General features: G+C 67.1%; 16 protein-coding genes. 12 read left to right on the top strand and 4 right to left on the bottom strand.

Annotated features, from left to right (window positions below):
* Positions 1-3: 3 nt before the first annotated feature.
* A complete protein-coding gene (locus AC56KW_RS15245; protein WP_497171529.1) occupies positions 4-831 on the top strand; it encodes a DUF1868 domain-containing protein in 828 nt (275 codons plus the stop codon).
* Positions 832-889: 58 nt separating this feature from the next.
* Here AC56KW_RS15245 and AC56KW_RS15240 read toward each other — a convergent pair whose 3' ends face one another.
* Complete coding sequence (locus tag AC56KW_RS15240; RefSeq protein ID WP_497171528.1) at positions 890-1645, bottom strand: GntR family transcriptional regulator; 756 nt, start codon at positions 1643-1645, stop codon at positions 890-892.
* Positions 1646-1941: 296 nt separating this feature from the next.
* On the opposite strand from AC56KW_RS15240, the gene AC56KW_RS15235 reads away from it, so the two are divergent.
* The 10 genes from AC56KW_RS15235 (at position 1942) to AC56KW_RS15190 (ending at position 14236) form a co-directional block, all read left to right on the top strand.
* On the top strand, positions 1942-4413 hold the full coding sequence (locus tag AC56KW_RS15235) for a TonB-dependent receptor (RefSeq protein ID WP_497171527.1): 2472 nt from the start codon (positions 1942-1944) through the stop codon (positions 4411-4413).
* A 13-nt stretch (positions 4414-4426) separates the two neighbouring features.
* Entirely contained in the window at positions 4427-5551 is a 1125-nt protein-coding gene (locus AC56KW_RS15230) for a BMP family ABC transporter substrate-binding protein (protein WP_497171526.1), read from the top strand.
* Entirely contained in the window at positions 5548-7074 is a 1527-nt protein-coding gene (locus AC56KW_RS15225) for an ABC transporter ATP-binding protein (protein ID WP_497171525.1), read from the top strand. Before AC56KW_RS15230 ends, AC56KW_RS15225 begins: the two co-directional genes overlap by 4 nt.
* A complete protein-coding gene (locus AC56KW_RS15220) occupies positions 7071-8177 on the top strand; it encodes an ABC transporter permease (protein WP_497171524.1) in 1107 nt (368 codons plus the stop codon). The genes AC56KW_RS15225 and AC56KW_RS15220 overlap by 4 nt, the downstream gene beginning before the upstream one ends.
* A complete protein-coding gene (locus AC56KW_RS15215) occupies positions 8174-9124 on the top strand; it encodes an ABC transporter permease (RefSeq protein WP_497171523.1) in 951 nt (316 codons plus the stop codon). The genes AC56KW_RS15220 and AC56KW_RS15215 overlap by 4 nt, the downstream gene beginning before the upstream one ends.
* A 23-nt stretch (positions 9125-9147) precedes the next feature.
* On the top strand, positions 9148-10233 hold the full coding sequence (locus AC56KW_RS15210; RefSeq protein ID WP_497171522.1) for an ADP-ribosylglycohydrolase family protein: 1086 nt from the start codon (positions 9148-9150) through the stop codon (positions 10231-10233).
* Between the two features lie 26 nt (positions 10234-10259).
* Entirely contained in the window at positions 10260-11195 is a 936-nt protein-coding gene (locus tag AC56KW_RS15205; protein WP_497171521.1) for a PfkB family carbohydrate kinase, read from the top strand.
* Entirely contained in the window at positions 11192-12109 is a 918-nt protein-coding gene (locus tag AC56KW_RS15200; RefSeq protein ID WP_497171520.1) for a nucleoside hydrolase, read from the top strand. Before AC56KW_RS15205 ends, AC56KW_RS15200 begins: the two co-directional genes overlap by 4 nt.
* A 77-nt stretch (positions 12110-12186) precedes the next feature.
* Positions 12187-13284, top strand: a complete 1098-nt coding sequence (locus tag AC56KW_RS15195) for an esterase-like activity of phytase family protein (protein WP_497171519.1) — start codon at positions 12187-12189, stop codon at positions 13282-13284.
* Positions 13277-14236: a carbohydrate kinase family protein gene (locus AC56KW_RS15190; RefSeq protein ID WP_497171518.1), complete on the top strand. Its 960-nt coding sequence runs from the start codon at positions 13277-13279 to the stop codon at positions 14234-14236. Before AC56KW_RS15195 ends, AC56KW_RS15190 begins: the two co-directional genes overlap by 8 nt.
* 689 nt (positions 14237-14925) lie before the next feature.
* Here AC56KW_RS15190 and AC56KW_RS15185 read toward each other — a convergent pair.
* Positions 14926-15666, bottom strand: a complete 741-nt coding sequence (locus AC56KW_RS15185; RefSeq protein ID WP_497171517.1) for an SDR family NAD(P)-dependent oxidoreductase — start codon at positions 15664-15666, stop codon at positions 14926-14928.
* Positions 15667-15787: 121 nt separating this feature from the next.
* Entirely contained in the window at positions 15788-16399 is a 612-nt protein-coding gene (locus AC56KW_RS15180) for a TetR/AcrR family transcriptional regulator (RefSeq protein ID WP_497171516.1), read from the bottom strand.
* Positions 16400-16542: 143 nt separating this feature from the next.
* Between AC56KW_RS15180 and AC56KW_RS15175 the strand changes: the two genes are divergently transcribed.
* Entirely contained in the window at positions 16543-17961 is a 1419-nt protein-coding gene (locus AC56KW_RS15175; RefSeq protein WP_497171515.1) for an MFS transporter, read from the top strand.
* Here the strand turns inward: AC56KW_RS15175 and AC56KW_RS15170 are convergent.
* Positions 17936-18817: an alpha/beta hydrolase gene (locus tag AC56KW_RS15170; RefSeq protein WP_497171514.1), complete on the bottom strand. Its 882-nt coding sequence runs from the start codon at positions 18815-18817 to the stop codon at positions 17936-17938. The two genes, AC56KW_RS15175 and AC56KW_RS15170, sit on opposite strands and share 26 nt — an antisense overlap.
* Between the last annotated feature and the right edge of the window lie 91 nt (positions 18818-18908).

Raw genomic sequence — 18908 nt, 5'->3', positions numbered from 1 at the left:
CGGATGACCGATCTGTATTCCTCTTCATTTCTTTTGTTAAACCTTTTCCTGCATAGCTCGATGAATATGATATCCCGACGCAACTTCCTTTCTGCCGGTGCGCTGGCGGCTGCCGTTCCCGGTTTCTCTGCGGCGGCAACGAGCGCCGCGACGCCACGCGAGGTAGGCCGCAAATTCAATGCCAACGGCACGGTCAAGCGCTTCGCCGGCAATACCTTTGTCGGGCACGTTGCCCAGCAAGGGGCCGATTACGAGATGTTCGATGGCCTGCTCGACATCTACCGTGAATTCCCCGCGCATGCGTTTGCATCCAAAATCGCATTGACGCCGCCCAACAGCTATCATGTGACCGTGTTTGGTGGCTTGAATGAGGAAGACAAGGGCAGGGCGCGCTGGCCGCGTGACGTGCCGGCCGATCTGTCGATCGACGCCGTCACGCAACTCTGGTTGCGCCGATTACAGGCGCGACCGCGTCTGGTCAACACGCGCTTCGAGTTTGCTTTCGGCAAACCGTCGCTGATGACCGACGGCGCCCCCCACATACCGCTGCTGCCGGCCAACGATGCCACGGCCCGGCGCCTGGCGGCGCTGCGCGATGCCCTGTCGGAATTCACCGGCATCCGTGATCGTAATCATGATCAGTACAAATATCACCTAACGTACGGATATATCCACCAGCTGCTTTCCGAGCACGAAGCGCAGGCGTTGAAATCGGCAACCGAGCACTGGATCAGGCAGCTGGCAGCGCGGATTGGCACTATCGCGATCCCAGCCGTGCATTTTTGCAGTCTCCGGGATATGTACGCTTTCCGTGAACTGCATGCACTGTGAGTCGTGTCCAGTTCAGAGAAGAGCGAACGGCTCAAGGCTCACGGCCTGGCGGACAGCTTTATCCCAGGCTCCACTTGTTGATGCGGGTCTTGTAGCGATAGCTCGGCACGTAGCGCATCTCGCAGTATTCGATCGGCTGGCGCCGGTCCGACAAGGTGATGCGCTCGCACGCCAGCAACGGACTGCCGGCATCCACGCCCAACAGTTCAACGTCGTACTCGGTAGCGGCGACGGCGCTCAGGCTTTCCAGGCATTCGGACGGATGCAGCGCCAGGTCCTCGACCAGCAGGCGGTACAGCGACCCCTTGGCTTCCAGTTGCTGGCGGCCGATCGTCTGTCCGGCCGGCAGATTCAGCCACGAATCCTGCAGGCCGACCCGGGCGCCGTTCAGCAAGCGCAGACGGCGCAGCCGCAGCAGCGGCGTTCCCGCTTCGATCTGCAGGAGGCTGGCGATGGCCATGTCGGCGGCCACTGGTTCCAGGCCGAGTATGCGTTGGCCGGGCACGCCGCCGCGCTTGAGCGCGTCGTCGGTGAAGCTGTCCAGAAAGCGCGACATCTGGCGCACGCTTTCCGGCGCGGCGAAGGTGCCGCGTCCGTGGTCGCTGTAGAGCACACCTTGCTCCTCGAGCAGGCGGATCGCCTTGCGCACCGTGTCGCGGCTGACGTCGAACGACGCCGCCAGTTCGCGCTCGGCCGGCAAGGGTGCGTTAGCCGCATAGCGCCCTTGCTCGATTTCCTGCTGCAAGGTCGCGGCCAGTTGGCGGTATAGCGGGCCATCGCCCGCGCGTCGCTTGTCGTCTGATGTGTTTGCCATTGTCGTGTCTCCGTCCAGCCCATCATCCTAGCACGGCGTGCTTGCGCCGCCCATATTTCAGCTAAAAAGGTCCGTACCAATTATGACGCTGTAATGACCTTCAGGGGCCGATCGCAATTTTTTATCTCAGATGTTGTATGGAATTCTAGTTGTAATACCCGGTGTGCCAAATAGGCAAATTTTTGTTGAGTAGTGGTACGTACCAGTGTATTCTCTCGCCAAAATAACGATGAGTAGTCCGGAGAGCGGTGCGCGGCCTGACGGCCGATTTGATCATCCAGAACAAGGAAAATATCGTGTACAAGCATCTAGGTTTATCGGCAGCGGTCTCGCTCGCGCTGCTGCAGTGGCATGGCGACGTGGTGGCGCAAGAGGCGAATGCACCGGTGCAGCCACAAGCCCCGTCCACCGTGGTGGAGGTAACCGGCAAGTTGCTGGGCAAGGGAGAGACGCGCGCCAACAGCGTGATCGACGTCGAGACCATCCAGGCGCAGCCGGCCGGCCTCGATCCGCTCAAGCTGCTGACGCGGGTGCCGGGCCTGCAGGTCAGTTCCAGCGATGCGCTCACCGGATCGTTCTCGATGCGCCTGGGCATGCGTGGCCTGAACAAGGAGCAGATCGGCATCTCGGTGGACGGCGTGCCGAATGGCTCGACGCTGTCGAACGGCGGCACCATGCCAACCCGCCTGCTCGACAGCGCCAACCTGGTGCGCATCGACGCCAGCCAGACCGCGGGCGACCTCGGCACGCCGTCGGACCAGGCGCTGGGCGGCTACATCAACTTCCAGACCCGTGACCCGAGCAAGGAAGCCGGCGCCGAAATCGAACTCACCGGCGGCAACTACGGCTACAAGCGCGGCTACGCACGCATCGAGACCGGCAAGTCGGCCTTCGGAACCAGCGCCTATGTCAGCCTGTCGCAATCGAGCGTGAATACCTGGCCGGGCGAGGAGTCCGGCGCCAACCATCGCCGCAATGCCAGCGTCCGCGTGCTGCACGACCTCGGCGCCGGCTCCAGCCTGCGCGCCACGGTCAGCTACAACGACTTCGCTGACAACGACTACGACGCCGTGGCCCTGCGCTCGGTGGTCGGCACCGGCTATAAGGCAGTGTTCGAGATCGATCCGGACAGCGATGGCTTGCTCGACCGCTGGACCGGCAACCCCGCCATCGACCAGAACAACCGCAGCACGCGCGGTATCAACAGCAAGGATATCCTGGCGCACATCGACTGGACCCAGCGCTTCGGCGGTAACGGTAAGCTCGTGCTCAAACCCTACATTCATACCCAGGAAGGCAACGGCTGGTTCTATGTGCCGTACCGCGCGCTGCCCGCCAACGGCAAGGTGTTCGGCGCTGTGGCGCCGGGCGGCCGTCCGACCGCCACGGTCCAGGAATGCTATGCCAACCAGTACCGGCGCGACGCCAATGGCGCCCTGGTCCCGGTCGCAGCGGGCACCTTGCCGGCCGGTGTGACGGCCGCGTCGCTACGCGCGGCCGGCTGCCCTGTGGCAGCCAACTACGCGATGAATTCACTGGATACCTGGGGCGAGCGCGAAGCGACTACCCGCCGCAGCGACAACAGCATCAACCGCCGCGGCGCGCTGGGCGAAGTGTCGTACACCATCGCGGACGGACACCGCCTGCGCGTAGGGGGCTGGTACGAGCATACCCGCCGCAAGAAGATCCGCAACTGGTTCGGCGCCAGCGATCCAACCGTCAGTTCCGCCTATGACGAGAACGACCTGTACTCGATCACGCAAGACCGGCACTACACCCAGAACACGGCAATGGCCTATGTGCAGGACAAGATGACCTTGCTGGACGGACGCCTCGAACTCGACGTCGGCGCCACCTACCAGCGCTTCCGCGCCTCGTACAACTCGGCGGTCGAATTCGCCGGCGAGCGCTCCCTGGAAGTGTCCTCGGGCGTGTTGCCGAAGCTGGCGGCCCTGTACCGGATCAGCGACGAGCTGGAAGTGTTTGCCAGTGGTTCGAAGAACTTCAGCGCAATCCCCGATTCGGTGTTCGAGGGGACGGCGGCGATCGACGCCAGGAAGGGCATCGAACCGGAGACTTCCGTGAACAAGGACATTGGCCTGCGTTGGCAGCGCGACGGTGCGGGCTTCGCCATTACCGCCTACGACATCGATTTCCGCGACCGTATCTCCACCCAGAACGGCAATCCGAACGGCGACATTTTCGAACGTGACGCCACCACCAGCTTCATCAACCAGGGCGGGATCACCTCGCGTGGCGTGGAGCTGAGCGGACGCCTGGCCGGTCCGCGTTACGAGCTGTACGCCAACTATGCCCATAACCGCGCCAAATATGCCGACGACACCCCGTTCGAAGGCATCCGCGCCGGCGACCCGGTACTGGGCGCCGCCAGGAACAGCGCCTTCGTGGAAGCGGTATTCAAGCCAAGCGCGAGCTGGCGCCTGGCGGTCAACGCCAAATACACCGGCGAAGCGGCCGGCACCTATGGCGAGGTGCGCAACACCCTGAACAACGGCGGACCGGCATTCTATCCGCGCGAGTACATGCCGGCCTACACGCTGGTGGGACTGTCGGCGCGCTATCGTCCGCAACTGGGGCTGGCCTGGCTGCGCGACGCCGAGCTGTCGGTCAACGTCGATAACCTGTTCGACAAGCGCTACCTGGGAGGCCTGGGCATGGAGCTGACCACTTCCAACCCCTTGACCTCGGGCCGCTACTTCCTGGGCAGTCCGCGCGCGTTGTTCATGTCCCTGCGCGGGCGCTTCTGAAGGGCGGCCGGAGATGGAACAGGACACGCGTTCGGCCTGGCTGACGGCACTGGCGCAGGGGCTGTTGCGGCTGATGCTGCTGGTCGCATGTCTGTACGGCCTGAACGCGCTGGCGCACCGCCTTGGCCAGCCGGCCGGCGGCGATGCAAGGCTGCGCGCGGTCCTGTTCATCAACGGCACCCTTGGCGACAAGTCGTTCTTCGATGCCGCAGCGCGTGGCCTGCGCCAGGCCGCGCAGACGCTGCCCCTGCATGCGCGCGTGGTGGAAGGCGGGGTCGACCCCACGCGCTGGCAGGCGGCGCTCGCCGACCTGGCCGACAGCGGCGACTATGACGTCATCGTGGCCGGCACCTTCACCATGGCGCCGGCGATCGACGACCTGGCGCGGCGCTATCCTGCGCTGCGCTTCATCGTGTTCGATGCCCAGGTCGATTATGCGCGCTGCGCCTGCCGCAACGTGTACTCGATGCGGTTCCGCCAGAACGAAGGCGCCTACCTGGCCGGCTACCTGGCGGCGCGCCTGGCGCAGGATGGCGCCCCAGGCCTGCCCGAAGCCCTCCCGGGCGGCGGACTGGGCGCCGTGGGCGGCATGCAGCTGCCGGTGATCGAGGATTTCCTGCTTGGCTTCCAGGCCGGCGCCCAGGCTGCCGTGCCGGGCATTGCCATGCAGGTCCAGTATGCGAACGCCTTTTCCGACCCGGCGGCCGGGAAGGAGATCGCGCGCCTGCAGTACGCGCGTGGCGCCAGCCTGGTGTTCCATGCGGCGGGCGCCAGCGGGCAGGGCGTCAACGAAGCAGCCGAGGAGGCGGGGCGCCATGCGATCGGCGTCGACCTGGATCAAGCCGCGCTGTACCGCGAGCGCCATCCGGCACGCGCCGCCGCCATCGTCACCTCGGTCATGAAGCAAGTCGACGTCGGCCTGGTGCGCGCGCTGCGCCTGGCGCTGGAGGGCGGGTTGCCGTACGGGCAGGCCGAATCGCTTGGTCTGCGCGAGGGCGGGGTGCGGCTGGCGCCGCGCTCGTACGTGATGGACCGGCTGGCGCCCGCGCTGGCGGCCGACCTGGCGCGCCAGCAGGCCGCGATCGTCGCCGGGCGCATCAAGGTGCCGAGCGCATTCGATACGAAAGGCGGTCCATGAACGCCCCTCCATTGCGGCTCGAGCTGCGCGGCATCGGCAAGCGCTATCCGAACGGCGTGCTGGCCAACGAAGGCATCGACCTGCGCTTGGGGCGCGGCGAGATCCACGCCCTGATCGGCGAGAACGGCGCCGGCAAGTCGACCTTGATCAAGATGCTCTACGGGCTGGAGCGGCCGAGTGCGGGCACGATCATGCTCGACGGCCGGCCAGCCGGCTTCGCCACGCCGCGCGATGCGATCGAGGCCGGCATCGGCCTGGTGCCTCAGCACGTGCAGCTGGTGCCGTCGTTCTCGGTGGCGCGCAACGTGGTGCTCGGTGCTGAGCCGAACCGCTGGGGATGGTTGCGCGGAAGCGCGACCGAGCGGGCGGTGGCCGATCTGGCGCGGCGCTTTGGACTGGACGTCGATCCCGCCGCACGGGCCGCCACCTTGACGCTGGGCGAGCAGCAGCGGGTCGGCATCCTCAAGGCGCTGTACCGCGGCGCCGATCTGTTGCTGCTGGACGAACCGGGCGCCGTGCTCGGCCCCGACGAGGCGGCTGCGATGTATCGTGCGCTGCGGGCGTTGGCCGGGGAGGGCGTGAGCGTGCTGCTGGTCACGCACAAGATCGCCGATGTGCTGGAGGTGGCGGACCGCTACACCGTGCTGCGCGGCGGCCGTGTCGTGGCCGGTGGGCGTTCCGTCGACGCCAGCGCGGCCGGGCTGGCCGAGCAGATCGTCGGCCGGGTGATGGCGCCGGCGTCGCGCGCATCCAGCAACACCCCGCCACCACAGCGCGGTGAAGTCCTGTTGCGCGCGCGTGATCTGGTGCGCCCGACCGGCGCCGCGGAGTGCCTCGACCACGTCAGCCTCGACGTCGCAGCCGGCGAGATCCTCGGCATCGCGGGCGTGGAGGGCAATGGCCAGGGCTTGCTGGCGCGTGCGCTCGCAGTCTTGCCTCCGCTTCAGGGCGAGGTGGCGATGGTGCCGGAAGACCGGCTGCACGACGGCGTCGCGCCGACCTTGAGCATCGCCGATAACGTCATCGCCTCGGTCTACCGCCGGCCTTCGCTGTCGTGCCACGGGTGGCTGCGGCGCGAACATGTGACGCAACTGGCGCGCGCCATGATCGCCGACTACGGCGTGGCGGCGCAGGGCCCGGCGCAACCGATCGGTGCCCTGTCGGGCGGCAATATGCAGAAACTGGTGCTGGCGCGCGTGTTGGCGGCCGGCCCGCGCGTGCTCATCGCCTGTCAGCCGACCCGCGGCGTCGACATCGGCGCCGCGCACGCGCTGCGCGACCGATTGCTGCACTTGCGCGATGCCGGCGCCGGGATCGTGCTGATCTCGGCCGACCTGGACGAGATCCTGGAACTATCGAGCCGGGTGGCGGTGCTGTACCGCGGCGCAATCGTCGGACACTTCACCGGGCCCCGACTGGAGGCGAAGCTGCTTGGCGCCTACATGGCCGGCGCCCGGCGTCAGCCGAATGCGGCGGCCTGCTTCGACTCGCCATTCGCCGCTACGGTGCAGGAGGTGGCATGACGGCGTTCGGCCAACGGTTACTGCATGTGGTGCTGCCGCCCGGCGCCCGGCGCACCGCGGCAGCCGTCGGCATCGCATTGGCGGCGGCCCTTGCCCTGATTGCCTGCGTGAGCGAGCAGCCGCTTCGCGCCTGGCTGATCCTGCTCACTGGTCCCTTGCCCGAACTGCGCCAGGGCGCGGACGGCGGGTGGCACTGGCACCGGCTGGTGCGGTTCGCCACCGTGCTGGAAGACACAGTCAACCTGACCCTGCTCGGGTTGGCGGTGCTGATACCGTTCCGCGCGCGCCAGTTCGCACTTGGCGCCGATGGCCAGCTATTTCTGGGCGCGCTGGCCGGCGTCGCTCTCGGCCTGGCCTGGCCGGGACCCGACTGGATGGCCTTGCCCCTTGGCGCCTGCGCCGCGATGGCGGCCGGCGGCCTGTGGGGCGGCGCCACCGGTGTATTGAAGTGGCGTTGCGGCGCCAACGAGATGGTGGTCAGCCTGATGCTGAACCTGATCGCCATCGAGTTCTACCGGCTAGCGGTCAGCCGCTGGCTGCGCGACCCCGGGGCCGGTTTCCCGGCCACGCCGTTTCTGCCGGACGGCGCCGCCTTCGATCCCTTGATCGCGCACACCGGCCTGAGCGTGATGCTGCTGGCCGCACCGCTGGCGGTGGCGGCGGTGGTGCTGCTGCTGAGGCGCACCACGCTGGGCTACGAGATCCGGGTGCTGGGCGCCGCGCCGGCCTTTGCGCGCCAGTCCGGCATGCCCGTCGGTCGCGCGATGGTGACCTCGATGGCGCTCGGTGGCGCTTTGGCCGGCATGGCGGGATTCCACGTCAGCCACGCGCTGCTCAAGCGGTTGCCGGTCGACCTGGCGCCGGGCCTGGGATTCGAGGGCTTGCTGGTGGCCCTGCTGGCGCGGCACGAGCCGCGCGCCATCCTGGGCGCCGCCTTCTTCTACGCGTGGCTGCGCGCCGGCGGCCAGGCCATGGAACGTGACGCCGATGTGGCGCGCGAGATCGTGCTAGTGCTGCAGGCGCTGGTAATTGTGCTGGTGATGGCTGAGCGCTGGCCGTGGCTGGCCGGTGTGAAACGCCTGCTGCGCAGGAGGGCCGCATGAGTGCAGACATCAATGATTGGATGGGCGTGGCCGCGATTGCATTGCTGGCGCTGCTACGCGCCGCGACCCCAATCCTGTACGCCGCGCTGGGTGGGCTGTTGTCGGAACTGGGCGGCAAGATCAACGTTGCGCTCGAGGGCCTGATGCTGGTGGCGGCGTTCACCGGAGTGATCGCCACCATCTTCGCGCCGCCCGGGCTCGCTCCGGCGCTGCTGCCCTGGTGGGGCGCCGGCGCCGCCGTGCTCGCGGCGCTGCTGCTGGCCGGGCTGCTGGCGGTTCTGCACCTGGAGTGCCGCGCCGACCTGATCGTGGCCGGTATCGCATTGAACCTGCTCGCAGCCGGGCTGACCGTGTTTCTGCTGGCCGAGCTAGCGGGCGACAAGGGCTCCACCGCAAGCTTCGCCACGCCGGCATTGCCGTCGGTCCGGCTAGGTCCGATTCAGGACTGGGCCCCGCTCGAACTCCTGCTTGGTGGGGAAGACGGGCGCGGTCATCACGTGCTGGTGCTGGGCGCGCCGCTGCTGGCATTGTGCATGTGGCTGTTCCTGGCGCATACCCAGCCTGGCGCCTGGCTGCGCGCGATCGGCGAGAATCCGGACGCCGCGCACGCGGCCGGGATCCCGGTGCGGCGCATGCATTACCTGGCGCTGCTCGGCAGCGGCGTGCTGGCGGGGCTGGGCGGGGTGTATTTGAGCATGGGCGTCCTGACTCTGTTCCAAGCCGACATGACGGCCGGGCGCGGCTTCCTGGCGCTGGCGGCCGTGTTCGTGGGCCGGCGCAGCCTGGGCGGCGTGTGCGGCGCCGCCTTGCTGTTCGGCGCTGCCGGCGTGCTGGCGACGCGTCTTGGGGCATTCGATGTGCCGCCGCAGCTGCTGGTCATGCTGCCGCCCGTCGTCACCATCGCCGCGCTGGCGCTGCCGGGCTGGCGGCGCCGGCGCCAACTGTGAATTTCATGACAAGGAAAGTAACCGTGCAACAGCAACAACTGGAAGACCGGATTTTCGCCTCGCTGGCGCTGGCGGGCATGGGCGACGCGCTCGGCGCGCCGACCGAACAGTGGACCATCGCCGAGATCTTCGCCGCCCACGGCGATCTTGTAACGCGCTTCGTCGCGCCGCCGGCCGATACCTTCGCCGGCGCCAACGGGGGCAAGTGTGCGGAGGTGACCGATGACGCCAGTCAGATGTATTACCTGGCGCGTGCGCTGGTAAATGCCGACGGCGCATTGAGCCGGGACGGGTGGGTTGCCTGCCTGCTCGACTGGGCTGCGCACAGTCCGAAGGCCGGCTTCATGGGGCCGAGCACGGCCGGCATCGTGCTGGCGCTGCGCGATGGCCGCGACACCGGGGCGGTCGGGGTGATCGGCGCCTCGCGCCGCAAGATGACGACTGTCGGCACGACCAACGGCGCCGCCATGCGTGTGGCGCCGGTCGGCCTGCTGCATCCGGGCGACCCGCGCGCCGCCTGCGAGCAGGCGTTGGTGACTTGCCTGCCGTCGCACGATACCGACGTTGCCATTTCGGCCGCTTGCGCGATCGCCGCCGCCGCCGCCGTGGCGGTCGATGGGGCCGCTCTGGAGGAAGTGATCGCGGCGGCGCTGTCCGGCGCGGAGCATGGGGAAGTGCTGGCCGCGCGCCATGCGCGCCTGGTCGCCGGGCCGAACTCATTGGCGCGTATTCGCATGGCGGTGGCCATCGCCACCGATGCGCGCGCACAGCAGGCCAGGGGCAGGGACACCGACCGGCGCTTTCTCGAGCGCCTTGAGCGCGAGGTTGGCAATTCGGTGCTGGCCGCCGAATCGGTGCCGAGCGCGCTGGCGATCCTGGCCTATGCCGGGGCCGATCCGCTGCGCACCATCTCGCTCGCCGCGTCGTGCGGCAACGACACCGATTCGATCGCCACAATGGCCGGGGCAATCGCCGGCGCCATGCATGGACGGCAGGCACTGCCGCAGGATATGCTGGCGCAGTTTTGCACGGTGAACGCCGAGTACGAGCTGGCAACGCTGGCTGCGCAGCTGGCGGCGCGGGCATGGCGCAACCGCCGGCCGGCCTGAAGGAGTATCTAGAGTAGAGGGGAGCAATGATGGTAATCGTGTTCGGATCGGTCAACCTGGACCTGAGCGTGGCGGTAGAGCAGGCGCCGCGCGCGGGCGAGACGACTCTCGGCGGCGCGCTCCTGATGGACGGTGGTGGCAAGGGCGCCAATCAGGCGCACGCCGCGCGGCGCTATGGCGCGGCCGTCGCGCTGGCCGGCGCGGTGGGTGAGGACGCCTTGGGCGATAGCGCATTGGTCAATCTGGAACGCGCCGGCGTGCGCCTGGACGCGCTGCGGCGCGTGCCGGGAATGGCCACCGGAGCCGCTCTTATCACGCTCGACGTCCGGGGCGAGAACCGCATCGTGGTGGCGCCCGGTGCCAACGCGGCCGCGCGCGCCGACGATGTGCATGACGCCGACCTGGCGCAGGCGCGGGTGCTCCTGCTGCAGCTCGAAGTTCCATACGAGCAGTCGCGCCAGCTGGCGCGCCGCGCGCGCGTCCACGGTTGCCGCGTGATACTCAACGCCGCGCCGGTCACTACAGGTTGGCGGCCGGACCTGGCCGATATCGACGTCGTCATCGTCAACCGCATCGAACTGCACCAGCTGGCCGACGCCCTCGAGGTAGGGCCGGGCGCGCCCGCGATGCGCGCACAGGCGCTGGCGCGCGCCAGCGCGTGCGAGGTGCTGCTGACCCTGGGCGCCCATGGCGCCATGCTGGCGGCGCCCGACGGGAGCGTGCGCAGCATGAACGGCCACCTGGTGCCAGTGCGCGACACCACCGGCGCCGGCGACACCTTCGCCGGCGTGTTCGCGGCCGCCTGTGCCGAGGGCCAGGACACGACCGCGGCGCTGCGTGCGGCGAATGCGGCGGCAGCCCTGTGCTGCGGGACACGCGGCGCCCAGGCGGCGCAGCCTGACCGAGCCGCCATCGACGCCTTCCTGCAATCGCGCGATAGCAAGAACAAGGAAATCTCATGAGCATGCACGTCATCATTGACTGCGACCCGGGAATCGACGACGCCCTGGCGCTGCTGTTGGCCGCCGGCCTTCAGCAGATCGAACTGCTGGCCGTGACCACCGTCGCCGGCAATCGGCCGGTGGAGGTCACCGCGGCCAATGCGCGCCGCGTGCTCGACCTGGCCGGCTGCGACGAGGTGCCGGTATACGCTGGCGCGGCGCGCCCGTTCGGGCAGCGCGAGGCGCGCTGCAACCTGGTGCACGGCGCGGACGGATTGGGCGGCGTCGAGTTGCCGCAGGCGGGAACAATCCACGCCGGTCCGGCCTCTGTGCATCTGGCGCGGCTGCTGGCGCAGGCGCCAGCCGGGACGATCGACCTGGTCGCGATCGGACCGCTGACCAACCTGGCGCTGTGCGAGATGCTGGCGCCGGGCATCCTGGCGCGGGCGCGCAGGGTGCTGGTGATGGGCGGCGCGCTGCGGGTGCCGGGCAACGTCACGCCGGCCGCCGAATTCAATTTCTACGCCGATCCGGTAGCGGCGCGCATGGTCTGCGAATCCGGCGCCGAGCTGTTGCTGTTTCCGCTCGACGTGACCAGCCAGGCGGTAATGCACGCCGACTGGATCGGCGCGTTCGGATGCGAGGGCAACGCCTGCGGCAGGGCGGCTGGCGCGATGCTGGCGGCCTACGCGCTGCAGGATTCGCTGCTGCACGACGCCTGCCCGGTCGCCTGGCTGGCGCAGCCGGATTTGTTCCGAACCGAGGAGTGCCATGTGCAGGTCGACTGGCGCGACGGCCCGAGTGCAGGCCATGTCCAGGCCTGGTTTGGTGAGCGCGACGATGCGCCAGGGCCGGTCAATGTGCGGGCGGTGACTGGCGTCGACAACGACGCGCTGCTGGCGCTGGTCGCACAGGCGATCGGGACGCTGGCATGAACCATGACGCTTCTGGCAGGGCACTGGCGCGGACACTAGCGCTGTCGTGGGTTGTGCTGTTGGGAGGATGCACGCACGTGCCGCCGAACGACACCGCGCCCACGCTGCGCCTGGTTGGCACTTACCAACTGGCGCCCGACCTACGTGTCGACGGCACGCTCGTCGGCGGCATCTCGGGCATGGACTACGATGCGGAGCGTGACGAGTGGTGGCTGGCCAGCGACGACCGCGGCCAGCATGCGCCGGCGCGCTTGTACCGCGCGCGCATGACATTCAAGGCCGCCGGCATCGAGCTTATGGCGCTGTCTGCGGCCGTGATCCTGCGCCAGCCTGACGGCGCGCGCTATCCGGCATGGGGCACGTCCGGCGTATCTGCCGACATCGAGGCGCTGCGTATCGACCCGCGCGATGGCGCCATCTGGCTTACGAGCGAAGGCGACCGCAAGGCCAAAGTGCCGTCGTTCGTGCGCCGGGTCGATGCTGATGGCCGCCACCTGGGGGAATTGCCTTACCCGGCTGCACTGCAGATCCGGCCCGACTGCGAATGCGGCGGGCGTAGCAACCTGTGTATGGAAGGCATGGCGTTCACGCCGGATGGCGCGGCGTTGTGGCTGGCTCTGGAGGCCCCGCCGATCCAGGACGGGCCGCCACCGGCGCCGGGGCAGGACGCGCTGACCCGCGTCAGCCTGGTCAAGCGCGATGGCTCCATGATGGCGCAATATGCGTACCCGCTGGACGCCGCGCCGGCGCCAGCGATTGTCGGTGGATTCGTCGACAACGGTGTTTCCGAGATTCTGGCGCTGGGTAGCGAGCGCCTGCTTGTGCTGGAGCGTGCCGGACGCCAGCGTGCAGGCAAGCATTTCGATTTCGACGTGCGGCTGTACGAGGTCGACCTGGCGCACGCGAGCCGGCTCGATCCCGCACTGCCACTCGGGCAGCAACTGGACGCGCTGAGGCCTGCGGCCAAGCGCCTGCTGTTCGACAGCGCGCGTCTGCCGCCGGGATGGAGCGACAACTACGAGGCCATGGCATGGGGACCACTGCTGGAGAGCGGCAACCCGGCGCTGGTGCTGGCTTCCGACAACAACTTCAATGGTGGGCCGACCCGCTTCCTGGTGTTCGACATCGGCTCGCCGAATGCTGGGAACCGCAAGGCCGGGGCAGTACGTGATTGACGCTGGCCGCCCCGTGCTCGACCAGCTGGCTGCCGACCTGTGGCGCCCGTACCGGATGCTGGCCTATGGCGACCCGAACGTCGACCTGCTGTTCGCCGTCGATGCGGCGCCAGCTTCTGGCCACAAGATGCTGGGGCGGCGTCTGGGCCGCTTCGCGGGCGGCACGGTGGCCAATGCTGGCTGCGCCGCCAGCGCCATGGGTTGCCGTACCCAGGCGTTTGGACGGATCGGCGACGATGCCGACGCGCCTTTCCTGATGCGGGCCTATGCGCGCCACGGGGTCGATACGAGCCGCGTGCGCGCGGTACCAGGCGCCGAGTCGGCCTGCGCGATGGTGATGATCGAGGCTGATGGCGAAAAGGCGCTGGTGTACGCGCCGCTGGCTGGCTCGTCGTTCGATACGCCCACCCTGGAGGCGGCGCTGTGGGAGAGCGCCTTATTGTATGCAATGCCATACGACTTTGCGGAATATGCGAAGCTGCATGCGCTGGCGCGCGCCGCCGGAACCCTGCTGGCGATCGACGTCGAAGCCGCGATGGCGCAGCGTAGCGGCGATATCGAACGCTTGTTAAACCTGGCCGATATCGTATTCATGAACGAGGTCACCTACCTGAGCGTTTTCGGCCAGGCGCCGGAGCCCGAGCATATGCGTCGATTGCTGGCGCTCGGGCCGCGCGTGCTGGTGGTGACCCGCGGCGCGGCGGGAGCATTGGCGGTCACCCGCTACGCGACGGCGCAGCAGAGCGCGTTTCCCGCCGCGCCGATCGACTGTACCGGCGCGGGCGATTGCTTCAACGGCGCTTTCGTCGCAGCACTGTTCGAAGGCCGGAGTCTGCGCGCCGCCTTGCGCTTCGCCTGCGCGGCGGCCAGCTTTGCGGTATCCAGGCTCGGGGCCCGTGAAGGCATCCCGTCGCGCGCTCAGGTCGATCTACTGCTGGGCGTGCGCGGTTAGCCGGCCCGCCCCGGAACATGGCCGTTCCCGGCCAGGACCGTGCGCGGAGCTTGGAGCGCGGTGGAAAGCGCCGTACATATCAGCGCACGTTGAGGGAATAAGTCCTATGGCCTGATTCGCCCCGGCTTTCATGGAATCCAGTTAGTGTGCGTCAGGTCCAGATAGTCGGGCCGGACCTCGGTAGGACGTAAGATGCATTCATTTGGAAATCATGTGCAGTCCGTATTGGACGATCACACCGCTGACAGTAGTGCCCGGCTCAGCGTTCATCTAGCTCATCTATTTTGGAGCCCGCCGTGTTTGAGTACCGTCATCATGGCGCTCGCATAGTGAACCACTATTTCCGAGTACGATCCACGAGAACGGTTTGAAAGATAATCTTGCAGAGGGTCAGGACGTCATTTGAGCGATCTCAAGCGTCGAAAAGTGCGGTTCTCAGCTAAGTCGTTGATTTTATTAGTACGAATACGGCCTGCAAAGCCGTCTAGGTCGGTTCGACTCCGATCCTCGCCTCCAAATATTAAACGAACGGGCCTCTTTCGAGGCCCGTTTCGTTTTGTCATTTCCGTTTTTGGGAAATTAAATTTACTGAGGGTCGGGCTGCAGGCGTGCTGTTTGTTAGCGGCTTGGCAGGCCGTTGCAGAAAACGCGGGCGCCGGCTCCGGCGCCCGGAAAAAACTACAGGCGTATCAGATCTGCGAGGCGCCGCCGTCAAGGAACAGCTCGATACCATTGATGTAGCCGGCGTCCTGGCTCGCCACGAACGCCACTGCGCGGGCGATCTCTTCTGGCTGTCCAATCCGGCCCACCATGCTGCGACTGCGCAGGAATGCCAGCGTCTCTTCGACATTGTCGGCAAACATGCCGCGCAGTGACTCGGTGTCCACCGGACCGGGACTCACGATATTGATGCGGACGCCAGAAGGCTTGATCTCCTGGATCCAGCTGCGTACCAGATTACGCAGCGCGGCTTTCGATGCGCCATAGACGCTCAGCCCCGGGCCTGGGTCCATCGATGCGGTGGAGCCGATGATCACCACCGAAGCCCCCTGCGGCATCAGCGGCAGTGCGCCCTGGATGGAGAACGTGACCCCTTTGACGTTGGTATCGAAGATGCGGTCGAAATGCGCCTCGGTCAGCTCGCCGAGCACCGCGAGTTCGCCGGTGCCGGCATTGGCCACCAGGACGTCGATGCGGCCGTGGGCTGCTTCAATGTCGCGGTACATCGTGGCCAGTTCATCGAGATTGCCGGTATCGGCCTTGATGGCGGTTACGCTACCGCCAATGGACGCGACCGCGTCGTCCAGTTGCTGCTGACGGCGACCCGTAATGACGACCGTGGCGCCCTGGGTGACCAGATGCTTCGCGATCACGAAACCGATGCCCGACGACCCGCCGGTAACGACGGCAATCTTGCCCTGAAATGACATGTGTTTTCTCCTGTACGAAAGCGTCGGCGACGCTTTATAGCGATCATTACATAAACTCGCGTGGCGGGCAAATTTTTATAGCGATCACTATATTCGATACATGAGGGCCACTCGGCGGCGTTCAGGCAGGCACGGTTGCGGCCGGATCGCCCATGCTGGCGAACTCGGTATTCAGGGCGCCTCCCGCGATCCTGGCGCAGTTGACCAGTTTCTCTTGCGAGTAGCCAAGGCAGGCATAGGAGGAAATGCCGCGCAGGGTCAGCAGCAGGTAGTCAAGGATGCGCTCGACCTCGGAAGCGGGTGCGTGGGCGGCCACATAGGCGCGCAAGAGACCGGTGCCGTATTCGGCCAGTGTCAAGGCGATGGCGGCAGCTTGTTCGTCGTCGGCGCGCATTGCCTCGGTCACCATGCAGCCGGGGCGCTGCGGATCGGCGGTGCAATGCCTTGCCGAGGCAACAAACAGGCCGGTGAGGACATCGGCGGGCGCGCCTGGTTCAGCGAGCAGTTGCTCGAACGGTAGGGAATTGTGCTGGACATAGTGCAGCAAGGTCCGCTCGAACAGTTCCAGCTTGCTGCCATAGGCGGCGTAAAGACTGGGCGGCACGATCCCCAGTGCCTGCGTCAGGTCGGCCACGCTCACGGCGTCATACCCGCGCGCATGAAATAGCACTTCCGCGATTTCGACACCGCGTTCCCGATCGAACGCCGGTCGGCGCTGACGTACTGCCTTCATTCTCTGTTCTCCTCGTCTCGCTCCATGATACCCGCCGCCCGCCGCCCGCGCAATATTTATAGCGACTGCTATATTTTGTTTGCCAGCCGAGCGCATGCACTATATAGTCATCGATACATAAAATTTCAGGCGAAGGATGCCATATGAGTGCGAGCAGCAAAATACTGAGCCCGGCCGGGCCCCTGCAACGACGCACTGGCTCGCTATGGGTGGTGCTGGCCGCCCAGCTGATGTTGACGATGGATTTCCTGATTGTCATCGTGGCGTTGCCGCGTATGCAGTACGACCTGGGCTTTTCCCCGGCCGCTCTGTCCTGGGTGCCGAACGGGTTCGCGCTGGCGTTCGGCGGTCTGTTGCTGCTGGGCGGCCGGCTGGGCGACATGATCGGCCAGGTGCGCGCCTTTCGCGTCGGCCTGGCCGTGTTCGTTGTGGCCTCGCTGTTCGGCGGCCTCGCGCAAACGCCCTCCATCCTGATTCTGGCCCGGGTGCTCCAGGGCGTTGGTGCGGCGCTCGCGGCGCCGAGCGTGCTGGCGCTGGTCATGCTCATGGCGCGCGACGAAGCCGAACGCGCGCGCGGCATGTCCCTGTTCATTGCCGTATCGTCGGTCGGGGCGTCGGCCGGCCTGATACTCGGCGGCGTGCTGACGGAGTTCCTGTCATGGCGCTGGTCGCTCTTGATCAACGTCCCGGTCGGCATCGTCGTCGTGCTGCTGATCAAACACCTGGTCGCCGAGACGGCCGTCAAGCCGGCGCGGCTCGATATCGGCGGCGCCCTCAGCGCCACCTTTGGCTCGGTCGCCGCGGTGTTCGGCTTCATCCACGCCGCCGAAGCGGGTTGGGCGACCTTACCCACCTTGTCGTCGTTCGTGGCGGCCGGCGTGCTGTTTGCCGTCTTCATCAAGATCGAGAGCCGGCACCCGGAGCCCTTGCTCAAGCTGGATCTGCTGCGTAACCGCCACCGGCTCGCCGGCCTGGCAGTGATGGCCCTGATCGTCGGGATGCATTTTTCGATGCTCTTCATGCTGGCGCAGTATCTGCAGCGCGTGCTTGGCCTTGGCCCGCTGATGGCAGGCCTTGCGTATGTGCCGCTCACGGCCACGGTGTTTGTGATCGCGCACTTCGTGCCGTCCCTGGTGGTGCGCTTCGGCACGCGCGCCCTGCTGGTGGCCGGCAGTCTCGTGGTCGGGGCGAGCCTGGCGCTGTTCGCCACCCTGGACGAAAACAGCCGCTATGCGCACGGCGTGCTGCTGCCGCTGCTGGTTCACGCGGCCGGCATCGCGCTAGTGTTTGCGCCCGGCACGATGGCCATCATGCATGCGGTGCCGGAACAGGATGCCGGCTCGGCCTCGGGCCTTTTGCAGATGGACCAGCAAATCGGCGGAGCGCTGGGCATCGCGATCGTCGCCGCCATCCAGGCCGTCGGCGCGCGGCCGGGGCAGGTCATTGCAGGCATGCCGCAAGCCTATCTGGGTGCTGCCGCCATCGCCGTCCTGGCGGCATGTGTGGCATTGGGGTGCGCAGGCCGCGGCGCTGCCGTCATCCGTGCCGAGCGTGCGCAGTAATGGCGGCCCTGGCGCCGCTGTCGATGAAGGCGGCAATTTCGGCATCGACCGCGCTGGCGCAGATGCTGTTCTGGCGAAAGCACCACGGGCCGCCATCTGCGGTGGGTACGCGCCTGACCGTCGTGCGCACGCCGCGTGCGATCAGGTTCATGCCGTATTGCTCCCCCTCGTCACGCAGGGGATCGTCCTGCGACGAGAGGATCAGGGCGGGCGGCAAGTTCTCGAGCCGGCTCGAATGCAGCGGCGAGGCGTAAGGATGGCAGCGCTCGCCGGGGTACGGCACATAACAGCGGTAGCCGGCGGCGCACAGCTCGGCCGCGCCGGCCAGTCGGCCGCTGAGGGCGTTCTCGCGCATCGAGCGGGTGCTCATTGCGCCGTCGAGCATCGGCATGAGCAGAATCTGGCCGGCCAGTGCAGGTCCCCTGCGATCGAGGCAGATCCGGGCCGACGCCGCCGCCAGATTGGCGCCGGCATCGATGCCGGCCACCATCAGCCGGCCGCCATTCCAGCCCAGCCTGCCCTTGTTCCTGCCTGCCCACTGCAAGACGGCGTAGGCGTCCTCCAGTGCAGCGGGAAACGGCCGTTCGGTCGCCAGGGTGTAGCGGGCCGAAAGGATCGCCTGCTGCGGATTGCGTGCGGCGAGCTGGCGCAGGAAGGCGTCGGCGTCGTCCAGGCTGCCGCCGATGAAACAGCCCCCATGAAAATATACGATCAGGCCAGGCCGGCGCGCACCGGCCCATGCGGCACGATACAGGCGCGCAGCCAGCGGCCCGCGTTCGCCCTGGACCGTGATTGGGCGCACATCAACCTGTGCCGGATCGGCTTTCGCATCCTCAATAACCGCATCTGGCGTCATCCATATCTCCTGTCACCTCAAAAGAATCGTTGCAGCAAGATGACGATCATAGGCAGGATGGCAAGCCGGATAAACCCGTCACGACTGGATG

Source organism: Telluria sp. RT2P19 (assembly GCF_059685725.1).
This window is presented reverse-complemented; position numbering and strand designations above follow the sequence as displayed.